21 protein-coding genes are annotated in these 25,494 nt (G+C 65.8%); 3 read left to right on the top strand and 18 right to left on the bottom strand.

Going from position 1 to position 25,494, the window contains the following annotated elements; all coding sequences use genetic code 11:
- Window positions 1-31 precede the first annotated feature (31 nt).
- The 11 genes from addA to ABLE86_RS09915 all read right to left on the bottom strand — a co-directional run bounded on the left by addA (window position 32) and on the right by ABLE86_RS09915 (window position 17,115).
- The gene (addA, locus tag ABLE86_RS09965) at window positions 32-3,559 is read right to left on the bottom strand and encodes a double-strand break repair helicase AddA (protein WP_348778796.1); all 3,528 of its coding nucleotides are present in this window, start codon (window positions 3,557-3,559) and stop codon (window positions 32-34) included.
- The gene (gene addB, locus ABLE86_RS09960) at window positions 3,556-6,687 is read right to left on the bottom strand and encodes a double-strand break repair protein AddB (RefSeq protein WP_348778795.1); all 3,132 of its coding nucleotides are present in this window, start codon (window positions 6,685-6,687) and stop codon (window positions 3,556-3,558) included. Before addB ends, addA begins: the two co-directional genes overlap by 4 nt.
- A complete protein-coding gene (locus tag ABLE86_RS09955) occupies window positions 6,684-7,403 on the bottom strand; it encodes a nucleotidyltransferase family protein (RefSeq protein WP_348779204.1) in 720 nt (239 codons plus the stop codon). Before ABLE86_RS09955 ends, addB begins: the two co-directional genes overlap by 4 nt.
- An 11-nt stretch (window positions 7,404-7,414) precedes the next feature.
- The gene (gene tsaE, locus ABLE86_RS09950; protein ID WP_348778794.1) at window positions 7,415-8,926 is read right to left on the bottom strand and encodes a tRNA (adenosine(37)-N6)-threonylcarbamoyltransferase complex ATPase subunit type 1 TsaE; all 1,512 of its coding nucleotides are present in this window, start codon (window positions 8,924-8,926) and stop codon (window positions 7,415-7,417) included.
- An 8-nt stretch (window positions 8,927-8,934) separates the two neighbouring features.
- Window positions 8,935-11,502, bottom strand: coding sequence for a PAS-domain containing protein (locus ABLE86_RS09945; RefSeq protein WP_348778793.1), 2,568 nt, complete (start codon window positions 11,500-11,502; stop codon window positions 8,935-8,937).
- Between the two features lie 196 nt (window positions 11,503-11,698).
- Window positions 11,699-13,099: an adenosylhomocysteinase gene (gene ahcY / locus ABLE86_RS09940; RefSeq protein WP_348778792.1), complete on the bottom strand. Its 1,401-nt coding sequence runs from the start codon at window positions 13,097-13,099 to the stop codon at window positions 11,699-11,701.
- Between the two features lie 148 nt (window positions 13,100-13,247).
- A complete protein-coding gene (locus tag ABLE86_RS09935; RefSeq protein ID WP_348778791.1) occupies window positions 13,248-13,544 on the bottom strand; it encodes an HPr family phosphocarrier protein in 297 nt (98 codons plus the stop codon).
- Window positions 13,541-13,942 carry a PTS sugar transporter subunit IIA gene (locus ABLE86_RS09930; RefSeq protein WP_348778790.1) on the bottom strand — a complete coding sequence of 134 codons (402 nt, stop codon included), beginning with the start codon at window positions 13,940-13,942 and terminating at the stop codon, window positions 13,541-13,543. The genes ABLE86_RS09935 and ABLE86_RS09930 overlap by 4 nt, the downstream gene beginning before the upstream one ends.
- A 173-nt stretch (window positions 13,943-14,115) precedes the next feature.
- Window positions 14,116-14,565, bottom strand: coding sequence for an HPr kinase/phosphorylase (locus tag ABLE86_RS09925; protein ID WP_348778789.1), 450 nt, complete (start codon window positions 14,563-14,565; stop codon window positions 14,116-14,118).
- Window positions 14,566-14,569: 4 nt separating this feature from the next.
- A complete protein-coding gene (locus tag ABLE86_RS09920) occupies window positions 14,570-16,354 on the bottom strand; it encodes a sensor histidine kinase (protein ID WP_348778788.1) in 1,785 nt (594 codons plus the stop codon).
- Between the two features lie 59 nt (window positions 16,355-16,413).
- Window positions 16,414-17,115, bottom strand: a complete 702-nt coding sequence (locus ABLE86_RS09915; protein WP_348778787.1) for a response regulator transcription factor — start codon at window positions 17,113-17,115, stop codon at window positions 16,414-16,416.
- Window positions 17,116-17,506: 391 nt separating this feature from the next.
- Between ABLE86_RS09915 and ABLE86_RS09910 the strand changes: the two genes are divergently transcribed.
- The 3 genes from ABLE86_RS09910 to ABLE86_RS09900 all read left to right on the top strand — a co-directional run bounded on the left by ABLE86_RS09910 (window position 17,507) and on the right by ABLE86_RS09900 (window position 20,407).
- Window positions 17,507-19,117, top strand: a complete 1,611-nt coding sequence (locus ABLE86_RS09910; RefSeq protein ID WP_348778786.1) for a phosphoenolpyruvate carboxykinase — start codon at window positions 17,507-17,509, stop codon at window positions 19,115-19,117.
- A gap of 78 nt (window positions 19,118-19,195) precedes the next feature.
- Window positions 19,196-19,633, top strand: coding sequence for an alternative ribosome rescue aminoacyl-tRNA hydrolase ArfB (gene arfB, locus ABLE86_RS09905; protein WP_348778785.1), 438 nt, complete (start codon window positions 19,196-19,198; stop codon window positions 19,631-19,633).
- Window positions 19,634-19,789: 156 nt separating this feature from the next.
- A complete protein-coding gene (locus tag ABLE86_RS09900) occupies window positions 19,790-20,407 on the top strand; it encodes an alpha-ketoglutarate-dependent dioxygenase AlkB (RefSeq protein WP_348778784.1) in 618 nt (205 codons plus the stop codon).
- Here the strand turns inward: ABLE86_RS09900 and ABLE86_RS09895 are convergent.
- Genes ABLE86_RS09895 through hisH form a run of 7 tightly spaced genes read right to left on the bottom strand, consistent with a single transcriptional unit; the run spans window position 20,370 to window position 25,493 of the window.
- Window positions 20,370-21,662 (bottom strand): glycosyltransferase family 87 protein, encoded by a 1,293-nt coding sequence (locus tag ABLE86_RS09895; protein WP_348778783.1) that lies wholly within the window; start codon window positions 21,660-21,662, stop codon window positions 20,370-20,372. The genes ABLE86_RS09900 and ABLE86_RS09895 overlap by 38 nt on opposite strands.
- Window positions 21,663-21,683: 21 nt before the next feature.
- Window positions 21,684-22,643 carry a type I pantothenate kinase gene (gene coaA, locus ABLE86_RS09890; RefSeq protein WP_348778782.1) on the bottom strand — a complete coding sequence of 320 codons (960 nt, stop codon included), beginning with the start codon at window positions 22,641-22,643 and terminating at the stop codon, window positions 21,684-21,686.
- A gap of 9 nt (window positions 22,644-22,652) precedes the next feature.
- The gene (locus ABLE86_RS09885) at window positions 22,653-22,976 is read right to left on the bottom strand and encodes a phosphoribosyl-ATP diphosphatase (protein ID WP_348778781.1); all 324 of its coding nucleotides are present in this window, start codon (window positions 22,974-22,976) and stop codon (window positions 22,653-22,655) included.
- Between the two features lie 28 nt (window positions 22,977-23,004).
- Complete coding sequence (gene hisF / locus ABLE86_RS09880) at window positions 23,005-23,790, bottom strand: imidazole glycerol phosphate synthase subunit HisF (protein ID WP_348778780.1); 786 nt, start codon at window positions 23,788-23,790, stop codon at window positions 23,005-23,007.
- Window positions 23,787-24,551: a 1-(5-phosphoribosyl)-5-[(5-phosphoribosylamino)methylideneamino]imidazole-4-carboxamide isomerase gene (hisA, locus tag ABLE86_RS09875; RefSeq protein WP_348778779.1), complete on the bottom strand. Its 765-nt coding sequence runs from the start codon at window positions 24,549-24,551 to the stop codon at window positions 23,787-23,789. The genes hisF and hisA overlap by 4 nt, the downstream gene beginning before the upstream one ends.
- A 4-nt stretch (window positions 24,552-24,555) precedes the next feature.
- Window positions 24,556-24,846 (bottom strand): DUF1330 domain-containing protein, encoded by a 291-nt coding sequence (locus ABLE86_RS09870; protein ID WP_348778778.1) that lies wholly within the window; start codon window positions 24,844-24,846, stop codon window positions 24,556-24,558.
- Window positions 24,843-25,493 (bottom strand): imidazole glycerol phosphate synthase subunit HisH, encoded by a 651-nt coding sequence (gene hisH, locus ABLE86_RS09865; RefSeq protein WP_348778777.1) that lies wholly within the window; start codon window positions 25,491-25,493, stop codon window positions 24,843-24,845. Before hisH ends, ABLE86_RS09870 begins: the two co-directional genes overlap by 4 nt.
- Between the last annotated feature and the right edge of the window lies 1 nt (window position 25,494).

Raw genomic sequence — 25,494 nt, 5'->3', positions numbered from 1 at the left:
CGGTTGAGCAGGCGTTCAAGCACAGTTTGTGTCACGACGCGTTGAGTCGAGCAAGGGCGTCGTCCATCGCCGCCTCGGGAATCCGGATGAGGCCCGGAATCTCAGTAAACAGAAGTGCCGCCGACACGCCCCTGCCGGGATAGAGCGGCCCCAGCAGCGCGCGGTAGAGCGCTAGCTGCGTGACATAGGCGAGCGGCACCTGCTCGAAGGACGCTGGCGCGGGCCGATTGGTCTTGTAATCGACGATCAGCACCTCGTCGGCGGTCACCGCCAGCCGGTCGATCTTGCCGGAGACGGTGCGCTGCTTGCCCTTGACCGTGACGCTGCCCATGATCGCGACTTCCGCGCGCGAGCCGAGGGCGAACAGCGGCGCAAAATCTTCCGAGGCAAGGATCGCCTCGACCGAGGCCAGCAGGGCCTGCCGTTCCTCGTCCTTCCATGATGCGCCGGCGCGGGCGAGATAGCGCAGCGCTGCCGGCCGCCGGTCTTCCTCGGCCATGCCGGGCAGCATCTGCAACAGCTTGTGCAGCACCAGGCCGCGCGCGATGGCGAAGCCGGGCTCCACCTCCGGATCGAGCACCGGCGAGCGCGTGGACACTACCGGCTCCGGCGTTTCCTCGATGAGTGCCGAGGCGCCGGAGGGCGACAAGGGGCGCGGCAGGAGCTCGACCGGGGGCAGCTTTTCCAACAAGCCAGGCGGGATTGTCGCCACCTGCTCTTCGTCCTTCGCCACCGGCGGTTCGGCCATCAGTTGCACCGCCGGCAGTGGCGTGACGCGAAAACGATGGACAAAAATGTCCGGCGCGACAGGATGCGCGCGTTCCTCGCATTTGCCCGACGCGATCAGCGCCTTGCTGACCAGCGCGTGCCAGGTGGCCGGGTTCGGCGCCCGTTTGCCATGATAGCCGCAGACGATCAGCCGGTCTTCGGCGCGTGTCATGCCGACATAGAGCAGGCGGCGATATTCGTCGTCGGCGCGCTCCTTCAGCGTGTCCGACATGGCCTGCGAATAAAGGTTCTTGACGTCGCTGCCGGAGCGCCAGAGATAGCCCTTTGCCCGGCGCAGCTCCTCGCTTTTGGCCTCGAAGGGCATCAGGCGCGGCAGGTGCTGGTCGCTGAAGGGCGTGGCGCCGCCATCGACAAGGAACACCACCGGCGCCTCAAGACCCTTAGAAGCATGCGCGGTCATGATGCGCACCTCGTCGCGCGTCTGGTCCATCTCGCGCTTGATCTCGGGCCCGGCGCTTTCCAGCGTGGCGAGGAAGGATTCGAGGCCCGGCAGGCCGGTGCGCTCTTCGGCGAGACAGAATGACAAAAATTCGTCGAGGATGTCGCCGGCATCCTGCCCCAGCCGCGAAATCATCGCCTTGCGGACGCCGTCACGGCCGAGAAGGCTCGAATAGAACTCGAAGACAGGCTTGTAGGCGGCTTCCGTCGCCCAGTCGTCAAGCCGCTTTGCCACCGCCGCCAGTTCAGGCGCGCTCTCCGCCTTGCGGCGCAGTGAGGTGTAGAGCGAGACGCCTGCGGCGCGCCCATAAGCGAGGTCGAACAGCGTGTCCTCGCTCAGCCGGAAGATCGGACTTTTGAGGATCGCGGCGAGCGACAGATCGTCCTCGGGCTGGATGAGGAAGCGGCCGAGCGCCATCAGGTCCTTCACCGCGATGTGGCCGGGCAGGCTGAGGCGGTCGGCGCCGGCCACCGCGATGCCCCGGTTCTTCAGGCTGCGCGCCAGCGCATGGACAAAGCGGTCGCGCTTGCGCACCAGCACGATGACATCGCCGGCCGACAGAAGCTTGCCGCTGCCCTCGATGATCTCGCCCGAGCGGATCCAGTGCTGGATGGTGGCGGCGACGTTTTCGGCCACGCGCACGGCTGGCGCATGGGCGTGGTCGATGGCCTGTGTCCAGTCGTCAGGTTCTTCCGCCACGTCCGCGCCGATCGACGGCCAGACCTCGACATAGCCGGGCGCGCCGGCGCGGATGGCATTGTGCTGCACCGGGCCGGGATCGAGCGTGATGCCGCGCCGTGTCTCCTCGCTCGAAAAGACCGTGTCGACGGCCTGCAGCACGTCGTCGGTGGAGCGGAAGGAGAGCGTCAGCCTGACCGGCTCGAAATTGCCGTTGGCGGCGCGCACGCGCTGCGAGAATTCGTGGCCGGTGCGGGCGAAGGATTCCGGCGCCGCGCCCTGGAACGAATAGATCGACTGCTTTTCGTCGCCCACGGCAAAGACGGTGCGATGGACATTGTCGCGCGCGCTGTGGCCGGCGAAAAACTCTTCGGCAAGGCGCTTCACCACTTCCCACTGGTCGGGGCTGGTGTCCTGCGCCTCGTCGAGCAGGATGTGGTCGATGCCCTTGTCGAGCTTGTATTGCACCCAGGGGCCGGCATCCTGCCGGGCAAGCAGGCGCACCGTGTGGGTGATGAGGTCATTGAAGTCAAGGAAGCCGCGCCCGGTCTTCAGCCTCTCGTAGCGGCCGATCAGCCAGTCGGCGATGGTGAGCGCGGCGCGCGTACCTTCCAGCATGCGGAACATGGCCAGCCGGTCGGACGTGGCGATGATGGCTGCGGCGGCGGCCGAATAGCGCTCGGCTAAATCCAGCATGCGGTCGTGCAGCGCCTTCTTGAAGGTCTTTACCGGGTCGTAGGGATCGCCGTCGGACTTCAGGAAGCCTTTTGCCAGAAGCTTCAGCCGCGCGATCGGGTCGCGCTCCTCGAAGGCGCGGGCGGCGTCGGGAATGATGCTGTCCAGCGCGCGCCGCGCATCGACGGCCTCCGCGGCGAGCGCAAACTCGGTAAAGACATCGGCGGGAAAGCCGGGCAGCGGCCAGATGGAGTCCGCGATGCCCTCAGCGGTGTCGTCAGGCGAAAAGCCGAATTCCTCAAACAGCGCCGGATAGTGGGGATTGTGGCCGATAGCATCGATGAAGGCGCGCAGGCCGTCGCGCTTGGCGACGATCTCGGAAAGCAGCGCGTCCAGCCCCGCTTCGCCGCCGCGCTCCAGCACCATGGCGAAGGCTTCGGCAAGCTCGGGATGATCCGCCGCTACCGCGCCCGTCACCATTTCGCGGCGGGCGGTGGCAAACAGCGTCTCTTCCATCAGCGGGTCGAGCATCTGGAAGTGGGCGGCGATGTTGGCTTCCAGCGGGAACTGGTGCAGCACGGATTCGCAGAAGGCGTGGATGGTCTGGATTTTCAGGCCGCCCGGCGTTTCCAGCGCCTCGGCAAACAGCCGGCGCGCGCGGCGCAGCTTTTCGGCGTTCGGCGCCCGACCCTCCAGCTTCTCGATCTCGGCACGCAGGGCCTCGTCGTCCAGCATGGTCCATTTCGACAGATTGCCGAAGACGCGGTTGGACATGTTGGCGGCGGCCGCGCGCGTATAGGTGAGGCACAGGATTTTCGACGGGTCCGTGCCTTCCAGCAAAAGCCGGATGACGCGCTGCGACAGCACATGCGTCTTTCCCGAGCCGGCATTGGCCGACACCCAGACGGAATTTTGCGGGTTAGCCGCCCTGGCCTGGCGCTCGACGGTTTCGGCGGGAACGGAAAAGATCTTCCTCATTCGTCGCCCCCGGATTCGCCCGCATTGTCGCCGCCGGCTGACCATTCCAGCACGCGCGCCAGATGGTCGTAATCGCCATCGGTCTCGCCCTCGCGGAACGGTAGCGCGCGCGACAGGTAGCCGGTATCGGCGCGGTTATAGTGCTGCAGCAGCTCCTCCAGCCGCCGCCAGGCTTCCTCCGCCAGGTCGCCGGCCGGGCGGGGCTTGCGGTTGTAGTCGAGGATCGACTCTTCGAACACCTCGCCATTGGGCTTGAAGCGCACGAAGGCTAGGTCCGCCGGCTGCAGCGATCCGAGGTCGTGGAACGCACCGCGCTTCAGCAGTGCCCCTTCCAGCGCGAGCTGCGGCGCCAACAGCGTGTGCGCCTGCGCCTTGGAGGGCGAGGAGCCTGTCTTGTAATCGATGATGTCGGCCATGCCGGCGGCAAGCAGGTCGACGCGGTCGGCATAGCCGGACAGCGTCACGCCCGAAGCGCCGACCGGCGTCTTTTCGGCGCGCGCTTCCGGGTGGCGGGCCTTCACCGAAGCGGCGCGCCCGCGCTCCCACACGATGATGTTTTCGGCCAGCTTCTCAAAGCGCGGCCACCACACGGCGCGCACGTCCTCCGGCAAATTGGCCTCATCGAAGGCAGCACGGCCGGCGTCAAGCAATACGGCAAGCGCGGTGTCCGCCCTCGGATCGACGCCGGAGGTCGTAAAGCGCTGCATGATGTCGTGGAACAGGGTGCCGCGTTCGGCCGCACCGGGATCGCGCACCAACTCTTCCAGCGGCATCAGCTTGAGGATGCGCTTGGCGTAGATCGCATAGGGGTCGCGGCGCAGCGTCTCGATCTCGGTGACAGAGAAATGGCGCGGCCGGGCATCGACCGGCGGTTTCGGCTGCGGGCGTTCGGCAAAGGCAATCTGCGGGCCGGCGTCCAGCGCGCGCGCCCAGCCGAGCAATCCCTCGCCGCGGGCGCGCATGGCCGCCGCCGCACCCTGCCCAGCGAAAGTGAGGATACGCTGCAGCCAGCGCGAGGGCACGGCCGGCGCATCGCCCGAACGCGCCGAGCGCGTCAGGATCACCTGCGGCGTGCCCAGCGCCATCTGGAAATCATGCGCCGACTGGCCGATGCGCCGCTCCGGCGGTTCGAGCTCGATGCCGGTCTTCATCAGGCGCGACATGAAGCGATCGGCCTGCGCCTTGCGCGGCCAGACGCCCTCATTCAGCCCGCCGACGATGAGGGTGTCGACGCTCAGCAAACGGGCTTCCAGCGCACCCCAGATCGAGACGCGGCCATCGCCGCCATGCGCCGGCTTTACGACCTCCGGCGCGACCAGCGCCTCGGCCACATCAGGCCATTCGTCGGCCGTGAAGGCGAACGGCGCGGTGGCGGCGACCAGTCCGCGCAGCAGGTCGGCCAGCTTTTCGCCCGCCTCGCCGCCGTAGAGTTCGGTCAGGCTGCCATCGGCACTCCGGCCGAGCGCTTCGAGTACCGTGACGGTGGCGCGGACGATGGCCGAAAGTTCTACGTCCACCTCGCCCCGGAAGGCGACCAGCGGGGCCAGCGCCTCATCGAGCCGGGCGAGCACGGCGCGAGAATCGGTGAGCCGCCTTTCGGTGAGGCGCGTTTCCCAGAACGGTTTTCGCCCCTCGCCCGCCAGACCCGCAAGGCGCTCTTCGAACAGGTTTCCAAGATGAGCGACATCCGGCCTGCCGGTGCCACCGCGCAGCGCCACAAGTTCGATGGTTTCGGCGGCGTGCCGAACTTGACGACGCTCGATGCCGAGCGAGAGCAGCGGATGTTTCAAGAGCGACAGCACCGAAACCGGATCGCCCGGCCGGAACGCGGCCTGCAGCATGAGGCGCAGCAGCGCGCCGGGCGGCGTGTTGGCCAGCGGCGTGCCGCCGGAATCATTGGCCTGGATGCCGAAGCGCAGGAGTTCGGCCGAAACGCGCCGGGCAAGGTTGCGATCGCCGGTGACGAGGGCCGCCTTGTGGCGGGGCTCGGCAATCGCGTGACGCAGCGCAAGCGCGATCGCCACCGCCTCGTCGCGCTCGCTCGCCGCTTCCAGCAGCGTCACGCTGGCAAAAGCGGCTTCAACGTCCGCCTCGGAAACCCCTGCCCGCTGGCCGGCCCAGGCATCGGTGGTTTCGGCTGGCAGCAAGGCCTGCGCGACCAGCGCATCGCGTAGCGCCTGTGCCGGCGCGACTGCCCCAATCTCTTCGACATCCGCGCGCAAAATGCCGATCTTTTTCAGCAGCTTGGCGAGACCATATTGCGGATGGCCGAGCACGGCTGCGGGCGTGGCCTCGGCCGAGATGACCGACCAGGAGCGCTCGTCCATGCTCCGGTCGAGGCCAGGCAGCACCACCGCCCCGCGCGGCAGCCGCGCGATGGCCGACAAAAGTTCGGCGGTGGCGGGAATGGAGCCGGTGGAGCCGGCGGCGACGACCGGTCCCTGCGGCGGCCGCTGGCGCAGCCGTTCGGCCTCCAGCCGGATCAGCGCATTGCGATGCGCGGCCGGGTTGGAGCGGTCGAGTTCCCCAAGCAGCGCCGGCCAGGCGGTCATGACGATTTCGAGGAAATCGAGCGTTACCTGCCACCAGTTGGCGAGGTCGCCAGAAACCAGATCATGCAGCCGTGCCCAATCGGATCCCTCGGTCTCGATCTCGTCCATCAGCCCGGCCAGATCGCGCGCCAGCCACACCGCATCGGCTGCCGAGGCCGGAACGACGATTTCCTCCTCGAACAGGCTGGCGACATGGGCCGGCAGCCGCCGTTTCCAACTGCGCACGAGGGGAGCGAGCAGCAGCAGGCGGTCGATCGATCCGATCGGCTGCGCGAGGTCGATTTCGCCTGTTCCCTCGGGCGCGAAAAGCGCCTCGTCCTCGTCGAATTCGCCGAGCGGCCGGATGGTGGGCAGGATCGCCGAGCCGCCCTTGGCCTTCTCGACAAACGCACTGCGCAGTTCGCGCGCGGCGCGGCGTGTCGGCACATAGATGGTGACGTCGGCCAGCGCCAGCGGGTCGCCGTCGAAGCGGAAATCGGGGATCAGGCGGCCGTCGAGCAGGCTTTCGGCCAGCGTCGGCAAAAAGGCGGCACCGGGCGGAATGGAAAACAGGCGGGGCGCGGGCCGGCCGCTCATGCGTCCTGCGCCATGGCGCTCGCCACCACCGCTTCCGCCGGCGCGATGGCGTCGGGCGTGCCGACGGTGATCCAGCGGCCTTCCATCTTCATGCCATAGAGCCGGCCGGCGGCGATGGCGCGGTCGAAATAGAGGTTGAGCGAGTGCGGCGTGGCCTCGGCGCCGGCAAAGATGCGCGGGTGCATGATTGCCGCGCCGGCATAGATCAGGCCGGCAGGGTCGCTCGCCGCACGCTTGAGCGTGCCGTCGGGGCCAAGCAGGAAATCCGTGCCGCCGCTGTGGCCGGTTGCCGAGGGGAAATCCGCCAACATGAGCAGAATATCCATCCTCGATGCGTCCCAGGCAAGGGCCAGCCGCTTGAGATTGGACTCGTCCCGGTCGATCCAGAACGTGTCGGCGTTGAGCACCAGGAAAGGCTCCGCGCCAAGCTGAGGCAGCGCCTTGGCGATGCCGCCGGCGGAATCGAGCAGCGCTTCGCTCTCGTCGGAAATCACCACGGCCGGGCGCGGGCGCCCCGCCACATGGGCGACGATCTGCTCCGGAAAATAATGGACGTTGACCACCGCCTTGGCCACGCCGGCCTCGGCCAGGCTGTCCAGCCCCCAGTCGAGCAGCGTCTTGCCGGCCACGCGCACCAAAGGCTTGGGCATGGTGTCGGTGAGCGGCCGCATGCGCTTGCCCAATCCTGCGGCAAGGACCATGGCGGTTTTCGGCATGTGCGGGTCGGTCAAAGCTCTGCGTCCTCGGTGAAGCCGTGAACCTGATAGAAATCGCGCAGCTCGGCAAGCGCGGGATGGGCAAGTGCGCGGCGCAGATAGTCGCGGATGCGCGGCAGGTGCTTGAGATAGTCGGGCTTGCCATCGCGGCGGTCGAGCCGCACGAAGATGCCGAGGATCTTGGAATTGCGCTGCGCGGCCATGATGGCATAGGCCTCGCGGAAGTCCTCCTCATCGAAAGCGCCGGCGGCCTGTCGCGCCGCGACATAGGCCTTCACTGAGGCCGCCTCGATCTCCTCCGGCACGGTCACGCGCGCATCCATGGCGAGCGAGGCGACGTCATAGGCCGCGGGGCCGATCAGCGCGTCCTGGAAATCGATGATGCCGAGCCGGTCAAACCCGGTGCGCTCGGCGCGCCAGATGATGTTGGGCGAGTGGAAATCGCGTTGCACCAGGCTCTTTTCCACCTTGTCCAACCTGTCGATCAGCGCATTCCAGAGGCGGCGGTATTCGTCGTGTAGCGCCGCGTCGGCCGGCTTGCCCGTTACCGCCGGCACGTACCAGTCGAGCAGCAGTTCGACCTCGATCAGCATGGCCTCGCGGTCGAAGGGCGGCACGGTGTGCACGACGCCCGGCGCGACCTCGATGCGATCCGGCCAGGTCTTGCCGTGTGTCATGGCAAGCAGTTCGGCCGCGGCCTCATAGCGCTCTTTCACCGGCTTGCCGTCGACCAGAAAACCTTCCGCGCCGAGATGCTCGATCAGCAGAAAGCCGTTCTCGAAATCCTGCGCATAGATTTCCGGCACGCTCACGCCGGCCTCATGCAGCACGCGGTCGAGCGCGACGAAGGCGGCCACGCTGCGCGCCGTGTGGGCGATCTCGGCGTAGGCCTTGCCATCACGCACGGGCGGGCCCAACACCAGTTCGGGCGAGTTCATGAGGATGCGCGGCGCCTGGCCTTCGAGCGAGACGATCTCGTAGGCGCGGGCCGAAGCATCGCCGGTGAAATAGGAACGCGAGGCTTCGCCCCAGCCGGAACGCTGCAGAAAATCGCGCGCGGCGAAGGAGCGGCTGATGCGGGCGCCCGCGGCCGCATCCGGAACGACGATCCGAGCCAGCCGTCCGGCGCCGCTTTCCGACAGCTCGATGCGGATGGCGGATGGCGGCATGCGGTGGCCGGCCTTTTCCGGCCATTCGACAAGGGCGGCGCCCTGCTCCAGCGCATCGTCGAAGCCGAGCTCGTCGAGCTCTTCCTCCGACGACAGCCGGTAGAGGTCGAAATGCTGGATCGGCAGCCGACCCTCATAGACCTGCACGAGGGTAAAAGTCGGGCTCGGCACTTCGAGCTCGGGATCGCCGGCAATGGCGCGGATCAGGCTGCGCGCCAGCGTGGTCTTGCCGGTGCCGAGGTCGCCGTGCAGCGCCAGCACGTCGCCGCGGCTCAGGGCCAGGGCCAGGTCCTCACCCAGGCGCAGCGTCGCCTGCTCGTCGGCCAGAAAGCGTTCGACAATATAGCCGGTCATCGAGACCGTTACTCCGCAGCCACGCGAATGCCGGTGGGCGTGATGGGGAACAGGCAGATCACGGTGGTGCCGCGATCCTTGCCGGTTTCGATGCGCACCGAGCCGCCATGAAGCTCGACAAAGCTCTTCACCACCGACAGGCCAAGGCCCGCACCACGCCGCCGCCCGCCATTAACGCGCGGCTCGAAGCGGCGGAACACCGTGTCGAGGATTTCCGGCGGCATGCCGGGACCGTCGTCATGAACCGCAAACTCCACGCCCTGCGCCATCTGCCGGCAGGTGAGCGCCACGGTGCTGCCCTCCGGCGCATAGTTGGCCGCGTTGCTGAGCAGATTGTAGAGGATCTGGCGAATGCGCGTCTCGTCGCCGTGAAAGCTCTTCGGCGCCTGGGCGATGTCAACGGTCAAGCGGATGCGATGCTCGTCCAGCCGGTCGGCGACCAGCTCGGCGGCGGCGGCGATGGTGCGGTCGATGCGCACCTCGGCCACCTCCAGCTCCATGATGCCGGCATCGACGGTAGCCAGGTCGAGAATGTCGTTGACGATGGTCAGGAGCACCGCGGACGACGAGCCGATATGCTCCAGATATTCGCACTGGCGCTGGGTCAGCGGCCCGGTGGCAGGCAGGGACAGAAGCTCGGTGAAGCCGATGATGTTGGTGAGCGGCGAGCGCAGCTCGTAGGAGACGTGCTGGACGAAGTCGTTCTTGAGCTGGTCGGCCCGCTGCAGCGCCTCGTTCTTGTCCTTCAGCGCGCGCTCGACATTCACGCTGTCGGTGACGTCGACAAAGGTGATCATCACCTGGCCGTTGGGCAGGTGGATGACGGCGTAGCGCAGCACCGTGCCGTTGTGGAGCTCGGTCTGGCCGCGGCCGTTGCGGCGCTCTTCATCGAAGCCGGTAACCGCTGCGACGAAGCTCGCCCAGGGGCTGTCCTTGACGACGGTGTCGCATTGCGCCCGGATGACCGAGATGTGGGTATTGGCGCCCACCAGTTCGGGCGACAGGCCCCAGAGGCTGACGAAGGCCGGGTTGGACAGGCGGATGCGCCCGTCAGGACCGAACACGGCCACACCCTCGGTGAGGTTGTCGAGCGTCTCGCCCTGCACGCGCACGGCGGCATTGTAGCGGCTTTCCAGGTTGATGCGCTCGGTCAGGTTCTCGAACACCCAGGTGACGCCGCCCTTGGGCTGCGGATTGGCGATGACGCGCAGGGTGCGGCCGTCGGGCAGGTGCCACCAGTGTTCCTGCGGCTCGACCGCGCGGTAGGCGCCCAGCAGGTTTTCCTTCCAGCGCCGCCATTCCGGCTGTTCGGCGATCTTGCCTTCGCTGCGTAGCCGGTCGAGCAGCAGCGCATTGTCGGGCGCGCTGTCGAGGAAGCCGACATCGAGGTCCCACAGCTTCTGGAACGCCTGGTTGAAGAAGCGCAGCTTCTCCTGGTCGTCGAAGATCGCCACCGCGGTGTTGAGCTGGTCCAGCGTATCGGCGTGGCTGCGCACGGCGCGCTCATATTCCTCGCGGATCGCCTCGATGCCGCTCATGTCGACGGCGATGCCGGCGGCGCCTTCGGGGCCGGCGAAATCGGTGACGGCAAACATCTTGCGGTCGCCGCCGATCACCGTCGACAGGGTCTGCTCGAACAGCTGATGCGTGGCGTGCTTCTGCGCGATCGCCTCGCGCGCCGGCGTGCCGAGAAATTCCTTGCCCTCGCGGAGCACCGCCTCGGGCGTCGCGGCCTCCACCGCCTCGGCATAGGCGCGGTTGACCCAGCGCAGCCGGCCGTCGGCGCTGCGCAGCCAGAACGGCATCTTCAGCGCGTCGACCAGGCCGATCATATTGTCGTAGTCGGCGGCGAGCCGCTGGTTCTCCAGCTTCAGGCGCACCTGTTCGCGCTGGGCCACCGACAGCGAAACAAATCGGACCAGCGTGTGTGACGGCGTCTTGCGGCCCTGCACCTCCAGCGGCGCGCCGGTATGCGTCTCCACCGCGAGGTCGAACTGGGCGCCCCTTTCGCGCAGACCGGCCACCGCGCGGTCGAGCGCAGCTGCCGCGCGCGGCGTCAGCCAGCGGCCGAATGCCAGGAAGGCCGCCCGGTCTTCCGGCGCGCCGACATCCACCGGCAGCGAGCCGACCAGTTCGGGCTTCTGCTTCTCGCTGGCCCAGACCACGATGCGCTGGTCGCGCAGGTTGAGAAGGGCGTCCGAACGCTGCAGCGCGGCGTTGAGATCGGCCACACGGGCGCGCAGCGCGACGTTGTCGGCCGAGATTTTGGCCCGCTCGCGGATCAGCACGATCGCCGACAGCAGTGCCGCTCCCATGACCCCGACGAAGACGGCCATCTGCATGACTTCGACCACGCCGACCGGCAGGCTGGCCGACCTAGCCGATGCGGCGGCTTCAGCCAGCGCCGGATCGGCCCGCAACAGGCCGTAAAGGGATGTCGCGGCCAAAAGAGCGCCGGCAAACGGCCGCGCGAGCAGGCCGGTTCGCCGGCCTTGCGCCACGCGCCCTTGGCTGTTCGAATCCCTGTGGCCGCCGGAGACGGCCTGTCCCGCCCGAAGCGGGTTTTCCCCCGGCATGTCCTGTTCCTCTCGCCGCGTGAATGCAAGACCGACCGCCCTTGCGCCTGCCCTCCCCGCCCGGAGCCCAAAGCGTTGCGAATCAAGAACACAATAGCCGCTGGTCGAATCGACGTGAAGGAGCTGCGGCAGCAAAAAGAAAACCGGGCGAAGTCAATCGCCCGGCATCAATATATTGTGTATTGGTTAATTTAGATCAGTATCTGTAGTGTTCAGGCTTGAACGGCCCCTGCGGCGTGACGCCGATATAGGCGGCCTGTTCGTCCGAAAGCTCGGTCAGCTTGGCGCCGAGCTTGTCGAGATGCAGCCGGGCGACCTTCTCGTCGAGGTGCTTGGGCAGCACATAGACCTCGTTCTGGTACTGGCCGCCCTTGGTGAACAGCTCGATCTGCCCCAGCACCTGGTTGGTGAAGGAGGCCGACATCACGAAGCTCGGGTGGCCGGTGGCGTTGCCGAGGTTGAGCAGACGGCCTTCCGACAGCAGGATCATGCGCTTGCCATCCGGGAAGGTGATCATGTCGACCTGCGGCTTGACGTTGGTCCACTTCAGGTTGCGCAGCGCCGCGACCTGGATCTCGTTGTCGAAGTGGCCGATGTTGCCGACGATGACCATGTCCTTCATCGCCCGCATGTGGTCGAGGGTCACGACGTCCTTGTTGCCGGTGGTGGTGATGACGATGTCGGCGGTCGGCGCCGCGTCTTCCAGCGTGACCACCTCGAAGCCGTCCATCGCCGCCTGCAACGCGCAGATCGGGTCGACCTCGGTAACTTTTACGCGCGCGCCGGCGCCCTTCAGCGAAGCGGCCGAGCCCTTGCCGACGTCGCCGTAGCCGCAGACGACCGCGACCTTGCCGGCCATCATGACGTCGGTGCCGCGGCGGATGCCGTCGACCAGCGATTCCTTGCAGCCATACTTGTTGTCAAACTTCGACTTGGTGACGCTGTCGTTGACGTTGATCGCCGGGAAGGGAAGCAGGCCCTTCTTCTGCAGTTGGTAGAGGCGGTTGACGCCGGTGGTCGTCTCCTCGGTCACGCCGCGGATCGCCTCGCGCTGCTTCGTGAAAAAGCCCGGCGTGGCGGCCATGCGCTTCTTGATCTGCGCGAACAGGATCTCTTCCTCCTCGCTGCCGGGCTTGGACAGCACGTCCTCACCGGCCTCGGCACGCGCGCCGAGCAGGATGTACATGGTGGCGTCGCCGCCATCGTCGAGGATCATGTTGGAGGTGCCGCCATCGGCCCACTGGAAGATCCTGTCGGTGTATTCCCAATATTCCTCAAGCGTCTCGCCCTTGACGGCGAAGACCGGGACGCCTGCTTCGGCTATGGCCGCGGCGGCGTGGTCCTGGGTGGAGAAGATATTGCACGAGGCCCAGCGAAGGTCGGCGCCGAGGGCCTTCAGCGTCTCGATCAGCACCGCTGTCTGAATGGTCATGTGCAGCGAGCCGCTGATGCGGGCGCCCTTCAGCGGCTGCTTCTCGCCGAACTCCTCGCGGCAGGCCATCAGGCCCGGCATTTCGGTTTCGGCGATCTCGATTTCCTTGCGGCCCCAGCCGGCAAGCGAAAGATCGGCAACGATATGGTCCTTGCTACCAGACATGACATGCTCCGATGAACGGTTTTTCGACGTGCGCCGCCCGGCGGGCATGGGCAAAGCGCCACTATGGCTGGCTGCCTAGCAGATTGCCGAACCCTCGACAATGGGACATAAAGAAATCTTTATCCCTGCATATGCGGCAGGGAGCCGTTCAGCATTCCTCGCCGAAGCGGTCGGCGACCAGGTCGGCCAGCGCGTTCACCGCCTCGTGGGCATCGGGGCCGGTTGCCGTGACGCGGATGCTGCAGCCGGGACTGGCCGCCAGCATCATCAGGCCCATGATCGAGGTGCCGCCGACCTTCACGCCATCCTTCTCGACCTCGACCGCGGCCTGGTAGCCGCCCGCCACCTGCACGAACTTGGCCGAAGCGCGGGCATGGAGCCCACGCTGGTTGACGATTGTCATTTCACGGCTGACGGCGCCGGCATCGGGAGGCAGGTCGGTCATTTGGTGCTCAACAGCTGGCTGGCCACATTGATGTATTTGCGACCGGCGGCCTGCGCCTCGTCAAGCGCCAGCATCATGTTGTCGCTCTTGCGCACGCTGGTGAGCTTGATCAGCATCGGCAGGTTGACGCCCGCGATCACCTCCACCCGGCCCGCTTCCATCACCGAAATGGCCAGGTTGGACGGGGTGCCGCCGAACATGTCGGTCAGCACCACCACGCCGGAGCCGGTATCGGTGCGGGCCACGGCGGCGATGATGTCGCGGCGACGCTGTTCCATGTCGTCGTCCGCGCCGATGGCGATGGTGGCGAAGTTTTCCTGGGGTCCGACGACGTGCTCCACGGCGTTGCGGAACTCCTCGGCCAGCCGACCGTGCGTAACGAGCACGAGTCCGATCATTCTGCTTTGGCTCCCGTCATGACTTGTTCACGAGCGCAATGAATTTTGGCCACATCAATCGCCTTGGCCGGGCAGCGAAGCGCTATCTTGTCGAGGCGGGTGGCGTTTACAAGCCCTAAAACACTTTGGCGAGGACCATTTTGCCGCACAGTGTCACGTGTTTTCGACACTTCTCATGCCAAGGGCGATGGCAGGATCCGGGCGGCGATTGCCAGCAGCGCGGGTCCGGCATCGCGCTCGCGAACCGCCATAAGCGGCAGCCGGCAGCCGGAGATCTCTTCGAATGCCTCGTCGGGAAGCCGCTCCAGGCGATCCGCCGGCACCAGCCGCACCGCAAGGTCGATCACGGCGGCCGGTTCGACCTCCAACGGTGTCGGGCCGACGCCGTAGACCTCGACCAGCCCGCGGATGGTGGCGGGCGCCCGGCACAGCAGCCGGCCGCCATGCGCCGACGCCAGAACCTGGTCGTCGGCGACCAGCCGCGCCAGCCGGCCGCTTTCGCGAAAACGCGAGATGAGCGCCAGCGCCAGCGTGCTCTTGCCCGAGCCGGAGGGCCCGAGGATCAGTATCCCGCGCTCGCCCAGCACCAGCGCGGTGCCGTGCAGGTTCGTTGCGGCCGCCACGGGCTCAGGCCTCGGCCGGCAGGGTCAGGGTGAAGCGCGCGCCCCTGATGTCGCCCGGCTTGGCGCCGGGGATGTTTTCCGCCGTCAGGGTTCCGCCATGTGCCTCCACGATCTGGCGGCTGATGGACAGGCCCAGCCCCGAATTCTGGCCGAAGGCCTCGCCGGAGGGGCGGTCGGTGTAGAAACGCTCGAAGATGCGGTCGATGTTGTCGGCGCGGATGCCGGGCCCGTTGTCGTCGACGGTGACGATGTTGAACTTGCCGGCGCGCTCGAGCGTGATGGTGATGCGTCCTGTGCCCTCCGGCACGAAGGAGCGGGCGTTCTCGATCAGATTGGTGATCACCTGGCCGATGCGCAGGTCATGGCCGAGGGTGAAATAGCCCTTCGCGCCCTGGGGCAGTTTTTCGGCCTTGAAATCGATATCGACCTTGCGCTTGTGTCGCCCAACATCCTGCGACACCGCCACCAGGTCGCCGATCAGCTTCTTCAGGTCGACCTTGCCGGAATCCTCGCGCACCAGCTCGGCATCGAGCCGGGACGCGTCGGAGATGTCGGTGATCAGCCGGTCGAGCCGCCTCACATCGTGCTGGATGATTTCCATGAGGCGGTTGCGCGAGGCCTCGTTGCGGGCGAGCGGCAGGGTCTCCACGGCACTGCGCAGCGAGGTGAGCGGGTTCTTCAGCTCGTGCGACACGTCGGCGGCGAAGCTTTCGATGGCCTCGATGCGGGCGTAGAGCGCATTGGTCATGTCGCGCACCGCAATGGAAAGGTTGCCGATCTCGTCCTGGCGGTCGGAGAAGTCCGGTATCTCCTCGCGGCTCTTGACGCCGCGCCGCACGCGCACCGCCGCCGCCGACAGCCGGCGCAGCGGATTGGCGATCGTGGACGCCATCAGGATCGACAGTATGGCATTGACCAGCGCCGCCACGCCGAAGACGCGCAGGATGGCCTTGCGCTCGGCAGCGACGATCTTGTCTATGTCGCCGCCTTCCGTCGACAGCATCAGCACGCCGAGCACGGCGCGGAAGCGCTGGATCGGAACCGCGACGGAAACGATCTGCTCGCCCTGCTCGCTGACCCGCACCACCGTGGACGGGCTGCCGGTCAGCGCGCTCATGACCTCGGGAAAGGCCGCGCCATTGCCGCCGGGCTGTTCCTTGTAGACGGGCAGGTCGGCATTGCGGAACAGGTCGAATACAAACTTCTCGATCCGCTCGGTCAGGCCGGGGGCCTCTTCCTGAACCGAGGGCAGATCGTAGCGCAGGATCTGGCCGCGCGAGTAGAGATGGCGCGAATCCAGAAGCAGGTTCGCGTCGCGGTCATAGATGCGGGCGCGCGTGCGCGTGGGCGAGATCAGGCGGCGCAGGACCGGCGCGACGCGCTCGGGATTGATCGGAAAGTCGAGGCTGTCGAGCTGGTCGGAGCTGGGGCCGAGGGCCTCGCCGGCCTGGAGCTCCAGAAGCTTCTCCGGATCGATGCTGATGGAGTCCGTCTCGACCGTGGCGGAAGAGGCGATGGCGCCGGCGATGATCTCACCCTGCGTCATCAGGCTTTCCACGCGCGCATCGATCAGCCCGTCGCGAAACGTGTTCAGATAGAGGATGCCTACCACCAGCACCCCGAGCGCCACCAGGTTGAGGAACAGGATGCGGCGGGTGAGGCTGGAGAAGATGTGGTGGCCGAGGAAGCGCCGCATGGGCACGGTGATCCGCGACAGCAGGCGCGGCAAGGGGCCGCGCGACCTTCGCGGGGCCGTCACCGGTTTCTGCAGCTCGATCTCCATGGCCATTCAGGCATTACCTCAGGCGCGCGGCTCCGCCAACCCGGGCCCGTTCAATTGCCGCTTCCCTACACCTCGCGGAAGCGGTAGCCGACGCCGTACAGGGTTTCGATCATCTCGAAATCCTCGTCAACGGCCTTGAACTTCTTGCGCAAGCGCTTGATGTGGCTATCGATGGTGCGGTCGTCAACATAGACCTGCTCATCATAGGCCGAATCCATCAGCGCATCACGGCTTTTCACGACGCCGGGGCGCTGGGCCAGCGCATGCAGGATGAGGAACTCGGTGACCGTCAGGGTCACCGGCTCGCCCTTCCAGGTACAGGTGTGCCGCTCCTGGTCCATCACCAGCTGGCCGCGTTCGAGCGAGCGGGCCTGCTGGTTGGGCGCCTTGGCCGCGGCATCTCGCGCGCTCGCCCTTCGCAGCACCGCCTTGACGCGCTCGACCAGCAGGCGCTGCGAGAACGGTTTGCGGATGAAGTCGTCGGCGCCCATCTTCAGGCCGAACAGCTCGTCGATCTCGTCGTCCTTGGAGGTCAGGAAGATCACCGGAAGGTCGGTCTTCTGGCGCAGGCGGCGCAGCAGCTCCATGCCGTCCATGCGTGGCATCTTAATGTCGAGGATGGCCAGGTTTGGCGGACGGGCCGACAGCCCCTCCAGGGCCGAGGCGCCGTCAGTGTAGGTTTCGACACGATAGCCTTCCGATTCCAGCGCGATCGAGACCGAAGTCAGAATGTTGCGGTCGTCGTCGACAAGCGCGATTGTTGCCATTTCAAGCGGCTCCCTCATGGGCTTGTGTCCCTAGTCCTGTAGCGGAGAGCGCTTTTGCAGGACAAATTAGGTACAAAATGTGGCACAGAAACCGGCGCTTGTCACAGAAAGCCTGCGCTTTTCCATATCTAACAACGGTTTGGCGGCCGCATCTGTCGATGCGATGGGCATCCCTCTGCCAAGATAGGAAGCCGCAACCCCGCTGTGCAACCCTTCCGGACAAAAGAGTTTTAAACGATTTAAAATATTTTCAAAATCTTTAAATCGATTAATTGTTTGATATCAATAATCTTTTCTGGTTCAGGCAGGGTTCGTCCTGCATAATGCGGGCGATTGAGGTTCGGCGAACTGTCCGGCCATTGGCAGCAACGCGTATTTAGAGGATCGCCGAATGACCGAAATCGGCAAACGTAACCCGTCGCACGGCATCGACAAGCACGGCCTGAAAACCTCGGGCAAGGTGCACTACAATTTCGGCGCCGCCGCGCTTTACGAAGAGGCATTGCGCCGCGGCGAGGCCAAGCTGACCGCGCATGGCGCGCTGGTGGCCGAGACCGGCCAGCACACCGGCCGCTCCGCCAAGGACAAGTTCGTGGTGCGCGATGCGGCCACCGAGCCGCATGTCTGGTGGGACAACAACAAGCCGCTATCGGTCGAGAATTTCGACGTGCTGCTGGCCGATTTCATCGCGCATGCGGCCGACAAGGACCTGTTCGTGCAGGATCTGGTCGGAGGCGCCGACGCGGCGCAGCAACTGCCGGCGCGCGTCATCACCGAATACGCCTGGCACTCGCTGTTCATCCGCAACCTGCTGATCCGCCCGGAAGCGAACGAGCTGGCCGATTTCGTGCCGAAGATGACGATCATCGACCTGCCGTCCTTCCGCGCCGACCCGGTGCGCCACGGCTGCCGCACGGAAACCGTCATCGCCGTCGACCTGACGCGCATGATCGTGCTGATCGGCGGCACCTCCTATGCCGGCGAGATGAAGAAGTCGGTGTTCACAGCCCTCAACTACCTGCTGCCGGCAAGGGGCGTGATGCCGATGCACTGCTCGGCCAATGAAGGGCCCAATGGCGACGCCGCCGTCTTCTTCGGCCTTTCGGGCACCGGCAAGACCACTCTCTCGGCCGACCCGTCACGCACGCTGATCGGCGACGACGAACACGGCTGGGGCCCTGAGGGCATCTTCAACTTCGAGGGCGGCTGCTACGCCAAGACCATCCGTCTTTCGGCCGAAGCCGAGCCGGAAATCTTTGCCACCACGCAGCGCTTCGGCACCGTGCTGGAGAACGTGATCCTCGACGAACACCGCGTGCCGGATTTCGATGACGGAAGGCTGACCGAGAACACGCGCTGCGCCTATCCGCTGCACTACATCCCAAATGCCAGCGCCAGCGGCCGCGCCAGCCACCCCAAGAACATCATCATGCTGACGGCCGATGCCTTCGGCGTGCTGCCGCCCATCGCCAAGCTGACCCCGGCGCAGGCCATGTACCACTTCCTTTCGGGCTACACCGCCAAGGTGGCCGGCACCGAAAAGGGCGTGACCGAGCCGGAGGCCACCTTCTCGACCTGCTTCGGCGCGCCCTTCATGCCGCGGCATCCGTCGGAATACGGCAACCTGCTGCGCGAGTTGATCGCCGAGCACGGCGTGGACTGCTGGCTGGTCAACACCGGCTGGACCGGCGGCGCCTACGGCATCGGCAAGCGCATGCCCATCAAGGCCACCCGCGCCCTGCTTTCGGCCGCGCTCGACGGCTCGCTGAACAATGCCGAGTTCCGCACGGACGCCAATTTCGGCTTTGCCGTTCCGGTCACCGTGCCGGGCGTCGACAGCGCGATCCTCGACCCGCGCTCGACCTGGGCCGACCGCGCAGCCTATGACCGCCAGGCGGAAAAGTTGGTCGGCATGTTCGTCGACAATTTCGGCAAGTTCGAATCCCATGTCGATTCCACCGTGCTGGGCGCTGCCCCGCGCGTGCAGGAAGCGGCCGAATAAGCGTTTCGCACCGCCTTCGAACGGGCCCGGCCAGCGCCGGGCCTTTTCTTTTTGCGCGTGCCGCGCCATCACTGATCCATGAACGCCGACGAAAACATCATCATCGCGCAAGGCGTCGTCATCCGGCCCGACGACATCGAGGAGAGTTTCATCCGCTCCTCCGGCCCTGGCGGCCAGAACGTCAACAAGGTTGCGACGGCGGTGCAATTGCGCTTCGACGCGCGCAACGCGCCCGGCCTGCCCGAGCGCGTGCGCGAACGCACCATAGCGCTTGCCGGCCAGCGTGCCACCAAGGACGGCGTGATCGTTATCGAGGCCGGCCGCTTCCGCACCCAGGAGCAAAACCGCGCCGACGCCCGCGCCCGGCTGGCGGCGCTGGTGGCCAAGGCCGCCGAGCCGCCACCCAAGCCGCGCAAGAAGACAAAGCCGACCAAAGGCTCGGTCGAGCGCCGGCTGAAGAGCAAGGCCGGCCGCTCGACGGTGAAGAAGCTGCGCGGCAAGGTGGAAAGCGACTGATCGCCGCCGGGCGTCAACCTGTTTCGGGTGGCGGTGACGGCCCTTTCTTGTCACGCCGGCCATTCGATTGATCGGAAAGGCGCGGGAAGGCCGCCGAATTCGTTTCAGTGCGCAGGATCGCGGCCTATCATCCTCGGAAAGCGGATCGGAAAGACCATGCAGGTTCTGCCGAAAGGCGTCAGGCACATTCCGGGCTATCTCGACCGCGCCGCGCAAGGCGCGCTGGTGGAAGACATTCGCGCCGTGGTGCAGGCCGCCCCGCTCTATGTGCCGACCATGCCCGGCACCGGCAAGGAAATGAGCGTGCGCATGACCAATTGCGGCGCGCTTGGTTGGGTGACGGACCGCGAGCGCGGCTACCGCTACCAGCCGACACACCCGCAAACCGGTCTCCCTTGGCCGCCGATCCCCGAGGCGCTGCTAACAATCTGGCGCGAGCTTTCGGGCTATCCGCATCCGCCGGAAGCCTGCCTGGTCAATTTCTATGCCGAGACCGCGAAGATGGGCCTGCACCAGGATCGCGACGAGGCCGCGCTCGACGCGCCCGTGGTTTCGGTCTCGCTCGGCGACAGCTGCCTCTTCCGCGTCGGCGAAACGGCGCGCAGCGGCCCCACCGTCTCGATAAGGCTGGATAGCGGCGATGTCGTCATCCTCGGCGGTGAAGGCCGGCTGTGCTTCCACGGCGTCGACCGCATCTATCCCACCACTTCGACGCTGTTGAAGAACGGCGGCCGGATCAATCTGACGCTGCGGCGGGTGACGAAGCCGTGTTGACGATCAAGTCTCGCTCGACCGATGCCCCGGAAGTCCAGGCCAGACCTGCGCGACGCAGTGCGAGGACAAAAATCCCCAGAATGACGATCGGAGCGATCGACAGACCGAGGTGGCCTAGCGGTATCATGACAACCGGAAGCAGCATCGCAACCGCCAAAAGTACTGGCTCGCCTCTTGAGGTTGCTTCACCATCCCTTTTGCCTCCTGCGAGAAGGGCAAGCGCGGCTGCAAACAGACCCAGATCGTAGCTGAGCGCATAAGGTGGGATCAGGAACGTGGCGACTAGCAGGAGAATGGCCCGGTCCTGCGCTTCCCTGGCCTTGAAGAAAGCCCATATCGTCAGGACAGCGACGGGGACTGCGACCACCAGATGGGACAAGAGCGCCATGTCTGCTCCGACCGCCCAGTTCCTGAACATTCCATAGACCGACGGCAGCATGGCCGTGAACGTGCCCTCCAGCTCCCGCATCACGAACGTCTGGTAGGGCATGACCTCGCCCAGATAGCCCTTCCACGTATCGATCCCGAAAAGGCCGGCTGACAGTCCGACCAGCGCCACGGCGGTCATGCCGGCGCTTGCGATCATCGACCACCGGCGCTCCGCCAGGAGCAGGAACGGGAACAACAATCCAAGCTGCGGTTTGATGGTGAGGAAGCCGAGCAGGATTCCCGCAACCACAGGCTTCCTCTCGCGCAGCGCCAGTGCTCCCAGCCCCAGGCCGGCGCACAGATAGCCGTTCTGGGCGACCCAGAAATTGTGGGCAACGAAGGGGCCGACGGCCACCCAGGCCATGACGTTGCCGCGCCCGACAAAGGCGCGCAGCGCCCACACAAAGAAGGCTGCGGTCGAGCCAAGAAACAGCATCATGGCGGCTTCGTAGCCAAAGAAGCCGAGCGGCCACACAAGCAGCAGGTAGTGCGGCGGATAGCTCCAGTTGTGCCAGGGATAGCCTGTCCCGAAAGCAGCCTGGAGGTGCTGGAAATAGTCGGGCTGGGGGCCAAACAAGTCCATCACCTGACCGTTCAGGATCAGTTTGCCCGCCGTCCAGTAATTGGCGAAATCCTTGTCCGCAAATCCCGAAAGAGTTTCCGGCGAAAGAAAAGCTTTGATGACGAACGCCGCGTGTATGGAAACCAATACGGCTGCAGAAATTGCAACGAGGCGATAGATCGGGTCGAGTTTTCGTAGGTCATGCATTGGCATAGCGTCTCCAAGGCATGAGCACGCTTGCCGAAATTCTTTAAGGAAGCGCAAACAGAAGTGGTTTCGACCCGGTCACAGCTTCCTCAGCGCCACTTCCACCACCCGATGGTCCGCTCCCTTGCGCAGGATCAGGTCGGCGCGCGGGCGCGTGGGCAGGATGTTCTCGCGCAAGTTCTTCAGGTTGATGTTGCCCCACAGCCCCTCGGCGATGGCGCGGGCGGCGTCTTCCGAGAGCTGCGAGTAGCGGTGGAAGAAGGACTCCGGATTTCGGAAGGCGGTCTGCCGCAGCTTCATGAAGCGCTTGATGTACCAGGCGTGGATCAGCTCTTCCTCGGCGTCGATATAGATCGAGAAGTCGAAGAAATCTGACAGGAAGGGCACGAACTTGCCGTCCCTCGGCAGGTCGCGCGGCTGCAGCACGTTGAGCCCCTCGAAGATCAGGATGTCGGGCCGGTCGACGGTGATGTATTTCCCCGGCATCACATCGTAGGTCAGGTGCGAATAGAGCGGCGCGCGCACATTGGGCTCGCCCGACTTGATCGCCGACAGGAAGCGCAACAGCGCGCCGACGTCGTAGCTGTCGGGAAAGCCCTTGCGCTCCATCAGGTTCTCGCGCCGCAGCACCTCATTGGGGAGCAAAAATCCGTCGGTGGTGACCAGATCGACCTTGGGGGTGGAGGGCCAGCGCGCCAGCAGTTCCTTCAGCACGCGCGCGGTGGTCGACTTGCCCACCGCAACCGAGCCCGCCATGCCGATGATATAGGGGGTCTTGGCGACTTCATCGGAGCCGAAGAAGGCCTTGCGCTGGCGATAGAGAAGCTGGCTCGCCTCGACATGGGCCGACAGCAGTCGCGACAGCGACAGATAGATGCGGCGCACCTCGTCGAGGTCGATCGGGTCGTAAAGCGAACTCAGCCGCTGGACTTCGTCTTCCGTCAGCGTCAGCGGCGTGTCGGCGCGGAATTCCGCCCATCGCTCCGCCGTGAAGAACCGATAGGGCGAGTATTTTACGGTCGGAGCGAGCTGATCCATCGCTTGGCCCTAATCCTGGCTGCGGGATGCCTTCTCGGCGACGCCGGATTGGGTCGTCCGCCGCTGCAATTCCTCCAGCACGTCCGACAGCGGCACGCCCGCGATCGTCAGCACGACGAGCCAATGATAGAGGAGATCGGCGCTTTCAGAAACGAGCTCGCCGGTATCGCCCTTGACCGCGGCGATGACGGTTTCGACAGCTTCCTCGCCAAGCTTCTGGGCGGCTTTCTCCATGCCGCGCGCAAAAAGCTTCGCGGTCCAGGAATTGGCATCGCCGGAGCGGGCCCGCTCGGCAACGATGCGTTCGAGATCGTCGAGGGAAAAACCGGCCATTCGCGCATCCGCGTCTCGGTTGGAAGGATCAGGCGGCATTGTCGAGCCGCACGGGCAGCCCCGCTTTTGCCATGTGCGCCTTGGCCTGCGCAATGGTGTAGGTGCCGAAATGGAAGATCGACGCGGCAAGCACGGCGGTTGCGTGCCCGTCGCGAATGCCCTCGACCAGATGGTCAAGCGTGCCGACGCCGCCCGAGGCGATGACGGGCGCACGCACGGCATCGGCAACCGCGCGGGTCAGCGCAATGTCGTAGCCGGCCTTGGTGCCGTCGCGGTCCATCGAGGTGAGCAGGATCTCGCCGGCGCCGAGGTCGACCACCTTGCGGGCGAACTCGATCGCGTCGATGCCTGTCTTCTCGCGGCCGCCATGGGTGAAAATCTCCCAGCGGTCGGCCTCGCCCGGCGCGGACACCTTTTTCGCGTCGATGGCAACCACGATACACTGATTGCCGAACTTGTCGGCGGCCTCGGCGATGAAATCGGGGTTCTTCACCGCCGCCGTGTTGATCGACACCTTGTCGGCCCCGGCCAGCAGAAGCTTGCGGATGTCGGAAACCTGGCGCACGCCGCCGCCCACAGTCAGCGGCATGAAGCACTGCTCGGCCGTGCGCGCGACGACGTCGAAAATGGTCTCGCGATTGTCGGACGAGGCGGTGATGTCGAGGAAGCACAGCTCGTCGGCGCCGGCGGCGTCATAGGCCTTGGCCGCTTCGACCGGGTCGCCGGCATCGATCAGGTCGACGAAGTTGACGCCCTTGACGACGCGGCCGTCCTTCACATCCAGACAGGGAATTACGCGGGCTTTGAGGGTCATGGACGTTCCTCGAACAATGCGGGTTCGGGCTTCAGTTCGCCGCGCAAAATGGCCAGCGCCTCGGCGGGGTCGATACGCCCATCATATAGTGCACGGCCGGAGATCGCGCCTTCGAGCTTTTGCGCATCGGGCATGGTCATGCGCACGATGTCGGCTATGGAGGCCAGGCCGCCCGAGGCGATGACCGGAATGGACACTGCCTCGGCAAGATCGATGGTGGAGTTCCAGTTGATGCCGGCCAGCACGCCGTCGCGGTCGATGTCGGTGTAGATGATGGCGGCGACGCCGGCGCCCTCGAATTTCTTCGCCAGCTCGATGACGCCCAGGCTCGACGCTTCCGCCCAGCCCTCGACCGCAACCTTGCCGCCCTTGGCATCGATGCCGACGGCGACCTTGCCGGGGAAGAGCCGGCAGGCTTCCTTCACCAGTTCGGGATCGCGCACCGCGACCGTGCCGAGGATGACGCGGGCCAGCCCTTTTTCCAGCCAGCTTTCGATATGGGCGAGCGTGCGGATGCCGCCGCCGAGCTGCACCGGATTCTTCGTCGCCTTCAGGATCGCCTCGACCGCCGCGCCGTTGACGCTCTCGCCGGCGAAGGCGCCGTTGAGGTCGACCACGTGCAGCCATTCAAAGCCCTGCTCCTCGAAGGCGCGCGCTTGGTCGGCGGGATCGGTGTTGTAGACGGTGGCCTGCTGCATGTCGCCGAGCTTGAGGCGCACGCATTCGCCGTCCTTGAGGTCGATGGCCGGGAAAAGAATCATGGGCTCAAACCCCTTCGACGATGGAAAAATGCGCGGTCGAGGCGGCAAGCCGGTGCTTCAGCGCTTCCTGGTATTCGGGTGAATTGTAGCAGGCCAGCGCCTGCTCGTAGCTTTCGAACTCGATGATGACGTGGCGCTGGCCGGTCGGCCCTTCGGGATCGTCATGCCGGCCGCCGCGAACGAGGAAGCGCGCGCCATATTTTTCGAAGGCTGCCGCGTTGGCCGCGACATAGCGCGAATAGACCTCCGGGTCGGTGATATCGACCATCGCGATCCAGTAGCCCTTCCTGCTCATGGCTTCCACCTCAGGAAGTTGGCGATAAGAGCGAGGCCGAGAGCCTGGCTCTTTTCGGGGTGGAACTGCGTGCCGGCAAGATTGCCCTTGGCCACGGCCGCGGTGATGGGGCCGCCATAGTCGGCCTCGGCCAGGACGTCCTGCGGATTGGTCGCAGCAAGATGATAGGAGTGCACGAAATAGGCGTGCAGACCGCCCTCGCCCGTGTGGATTCCTTCGAACAGCGGGTGCGAATGTTTCACGTGAATCGTGTTCCAGCCGATCTGCGGGATTTTCAGCGCGGGGTCGGCCGGCTGCATCTCCTTCACGTCGCCGGCAATCCAGCCGAGGCCTCGCGTGACCGTTTTTTCCAGCCCGCGTTCGGACATCAGCTGCATGCCGACGCAGATGCCGAGGAACGGACGGCCGCGCCCGATTGCAACCTCCTCGATCGCCTCGACCATGCCCGGCACCGCGTCGAGCCCGGCGCGGCAATCGGCATAGGCGCCCACGCCCGGCAGCACGATGCGGTCGGCGCTGCGCACTCGCTCGGCATCGGCGGTCAGCTCGATCTCGGCGCCCGCGCCGCTTTCGCGCGAGGCACGTTCGAACGCCTTGGTGGCCGAGCGCAGATTGCCCGAGCCGTAGTCGATGATGGCAACCCGCATA

This window comes from Mesorhizobium sp. KR2-14, from assembly GCF_040049255.1.
In the GTDB taxonomy this organism is placed as follows: Bacteria; Pseudomonadota; Alphaproteobacteria; order Rhizobiales; family Rhizobiaceae; genus Pseudaminobacter.
Note: the sequence above shows the minus strand (reverse complement) of the source record. Positions and strands in the feature narration are given on the sequence as shown.

Bases quoted from the DNA above. Each gene is read 5' to 3' on its own strand.
- addA (WP_348778796.1), bottom strand. From the start codon at position 3,559: ATGAGGAAGATCTTTTCCGTTCCCGCCGAAACCGTCGAGCGCCAGGCC.
- addB (WP_348778795.1), bottom strand. From the start codon at position 6,687: ATGAGCGGCCGGCCCGCGCCCCGCCTGTTTTCCATTCCGCCCGGTGCC.
- ABLE86_RS09955 (WP_348779204.1), bottom strand. From the start codon at position 7,403: ATGCCGAAAACCGCCATGGTCCTTGCCGCAGGATTGGGCAAGCGCATG.
- tsaE (WP_348778794.1), bottom strand. From the start codon at position 8,926: ATGACCGGCTATATTGTCGAACGCTTTCTGGCCGACGAGCAGGCGACG.
- ABLE86_RS09945 (WP_348778793.1), bottom strand. From the start codon at position 11,502: ATGCCGGGGGAAAACCCGCTTCGGGCGGGACAGGCCGTCTCCGGCGGC.
- ahcY (WP_348778792.1), bottom strand. From the start codon at position 13,099: ATGTCTGGTAGCAAGGACCATATCGTTGCCGATCTTTCGCTTGCCGGC.
- ABLE86_RS09935 (WP_348778791.1), bottom strand. From the start codon at position 13,544: ATGACCGACCTGCCTCCCGATGCCGGCGCCGTCAGCCGTGAAATGACA.
- ABLE86_RS09930 (WP_348778790.1), bottom strand. From the start codon at position 13,942: ATGATCGGACTCGTGCTCGTTACGCACGGTCGGCTGGCCGAGGAGTTC.
- ABLE86_RS09920 (WP_348778788.1), bottom strand. From the start codon at position 16,354: ATGGCCATGGAGATCGAGCTGCAGAAACCGGTGACGGCCCCGCGAAGG.
- ABLE86_RS09915 (WP_348778787.1), bottom strand. From the start codon at position 17,115: ATGGCAACAATCGCGCTTGTCGACGACGACCGCAACATTCTGACTTCG.
- ABLE86_RS09910 (WP_348778786.1), top strand. From the start codon at position 17,507: ATGACCGAAATCGGCAAACGTAACCCGTCGCACGGCATCGACAAGCAC.
- arfB (WP_348778785.1), top strand. From the start codon at position 19,196: ATGAACGCCGACGAAAACATCATCATCGCGCAAGGCGTCGTCATCCGG.
- ABLE86_RS09900 (WP_348778784.1), top strand. From the start codon at position 19,790: ATGCAGGTTCTGCCGAAAGGCGTCAGGCACATTCCGGGCTATCTCGAC.
- coaA (WP_348778782.1), bottom strand. From the start codon at position 22,643: ATGGATCAGCTCGCTCCGACCGTAAAATACTCGCCCTATCGGTTCTTC.
- ABLE86_RS09885 (WP_348778781.1), bottom strand. From the start codon at position 22,976: ATGGCCGGTTTTTCCCTCGACGATCTCGAACGCATCGTTGCCGAGCGG.
- hisF (WP_348778780.1), bottom strand. From the start codon at position 23,790: ATGACCCTCAAAGCCCGCGTAATTCCCTGTCTGGATGTGAAGGACGGC.
- hisA (WP_348778779.1), bottom strand. From the start codon at position 24,551: ATGATTCTTTTCCCGGCCATCGACCTCAAGGACGGCGAATGCGTGCGC.
- ABLE86_RS09870 (WP_348778778.1), bottom strand. From the start codon at position 24,846: ATGAGCAGGAAGGGCTACTGGATCGCGATGGTCGATATCACCGACCCG.
- hisH (WP_348778777.1), bottom strand. From the start codon at position 25,493: ATGCGGGTTGCCATCATCGACTACGGCTCGGGCAATCTGCGCTCGGCC.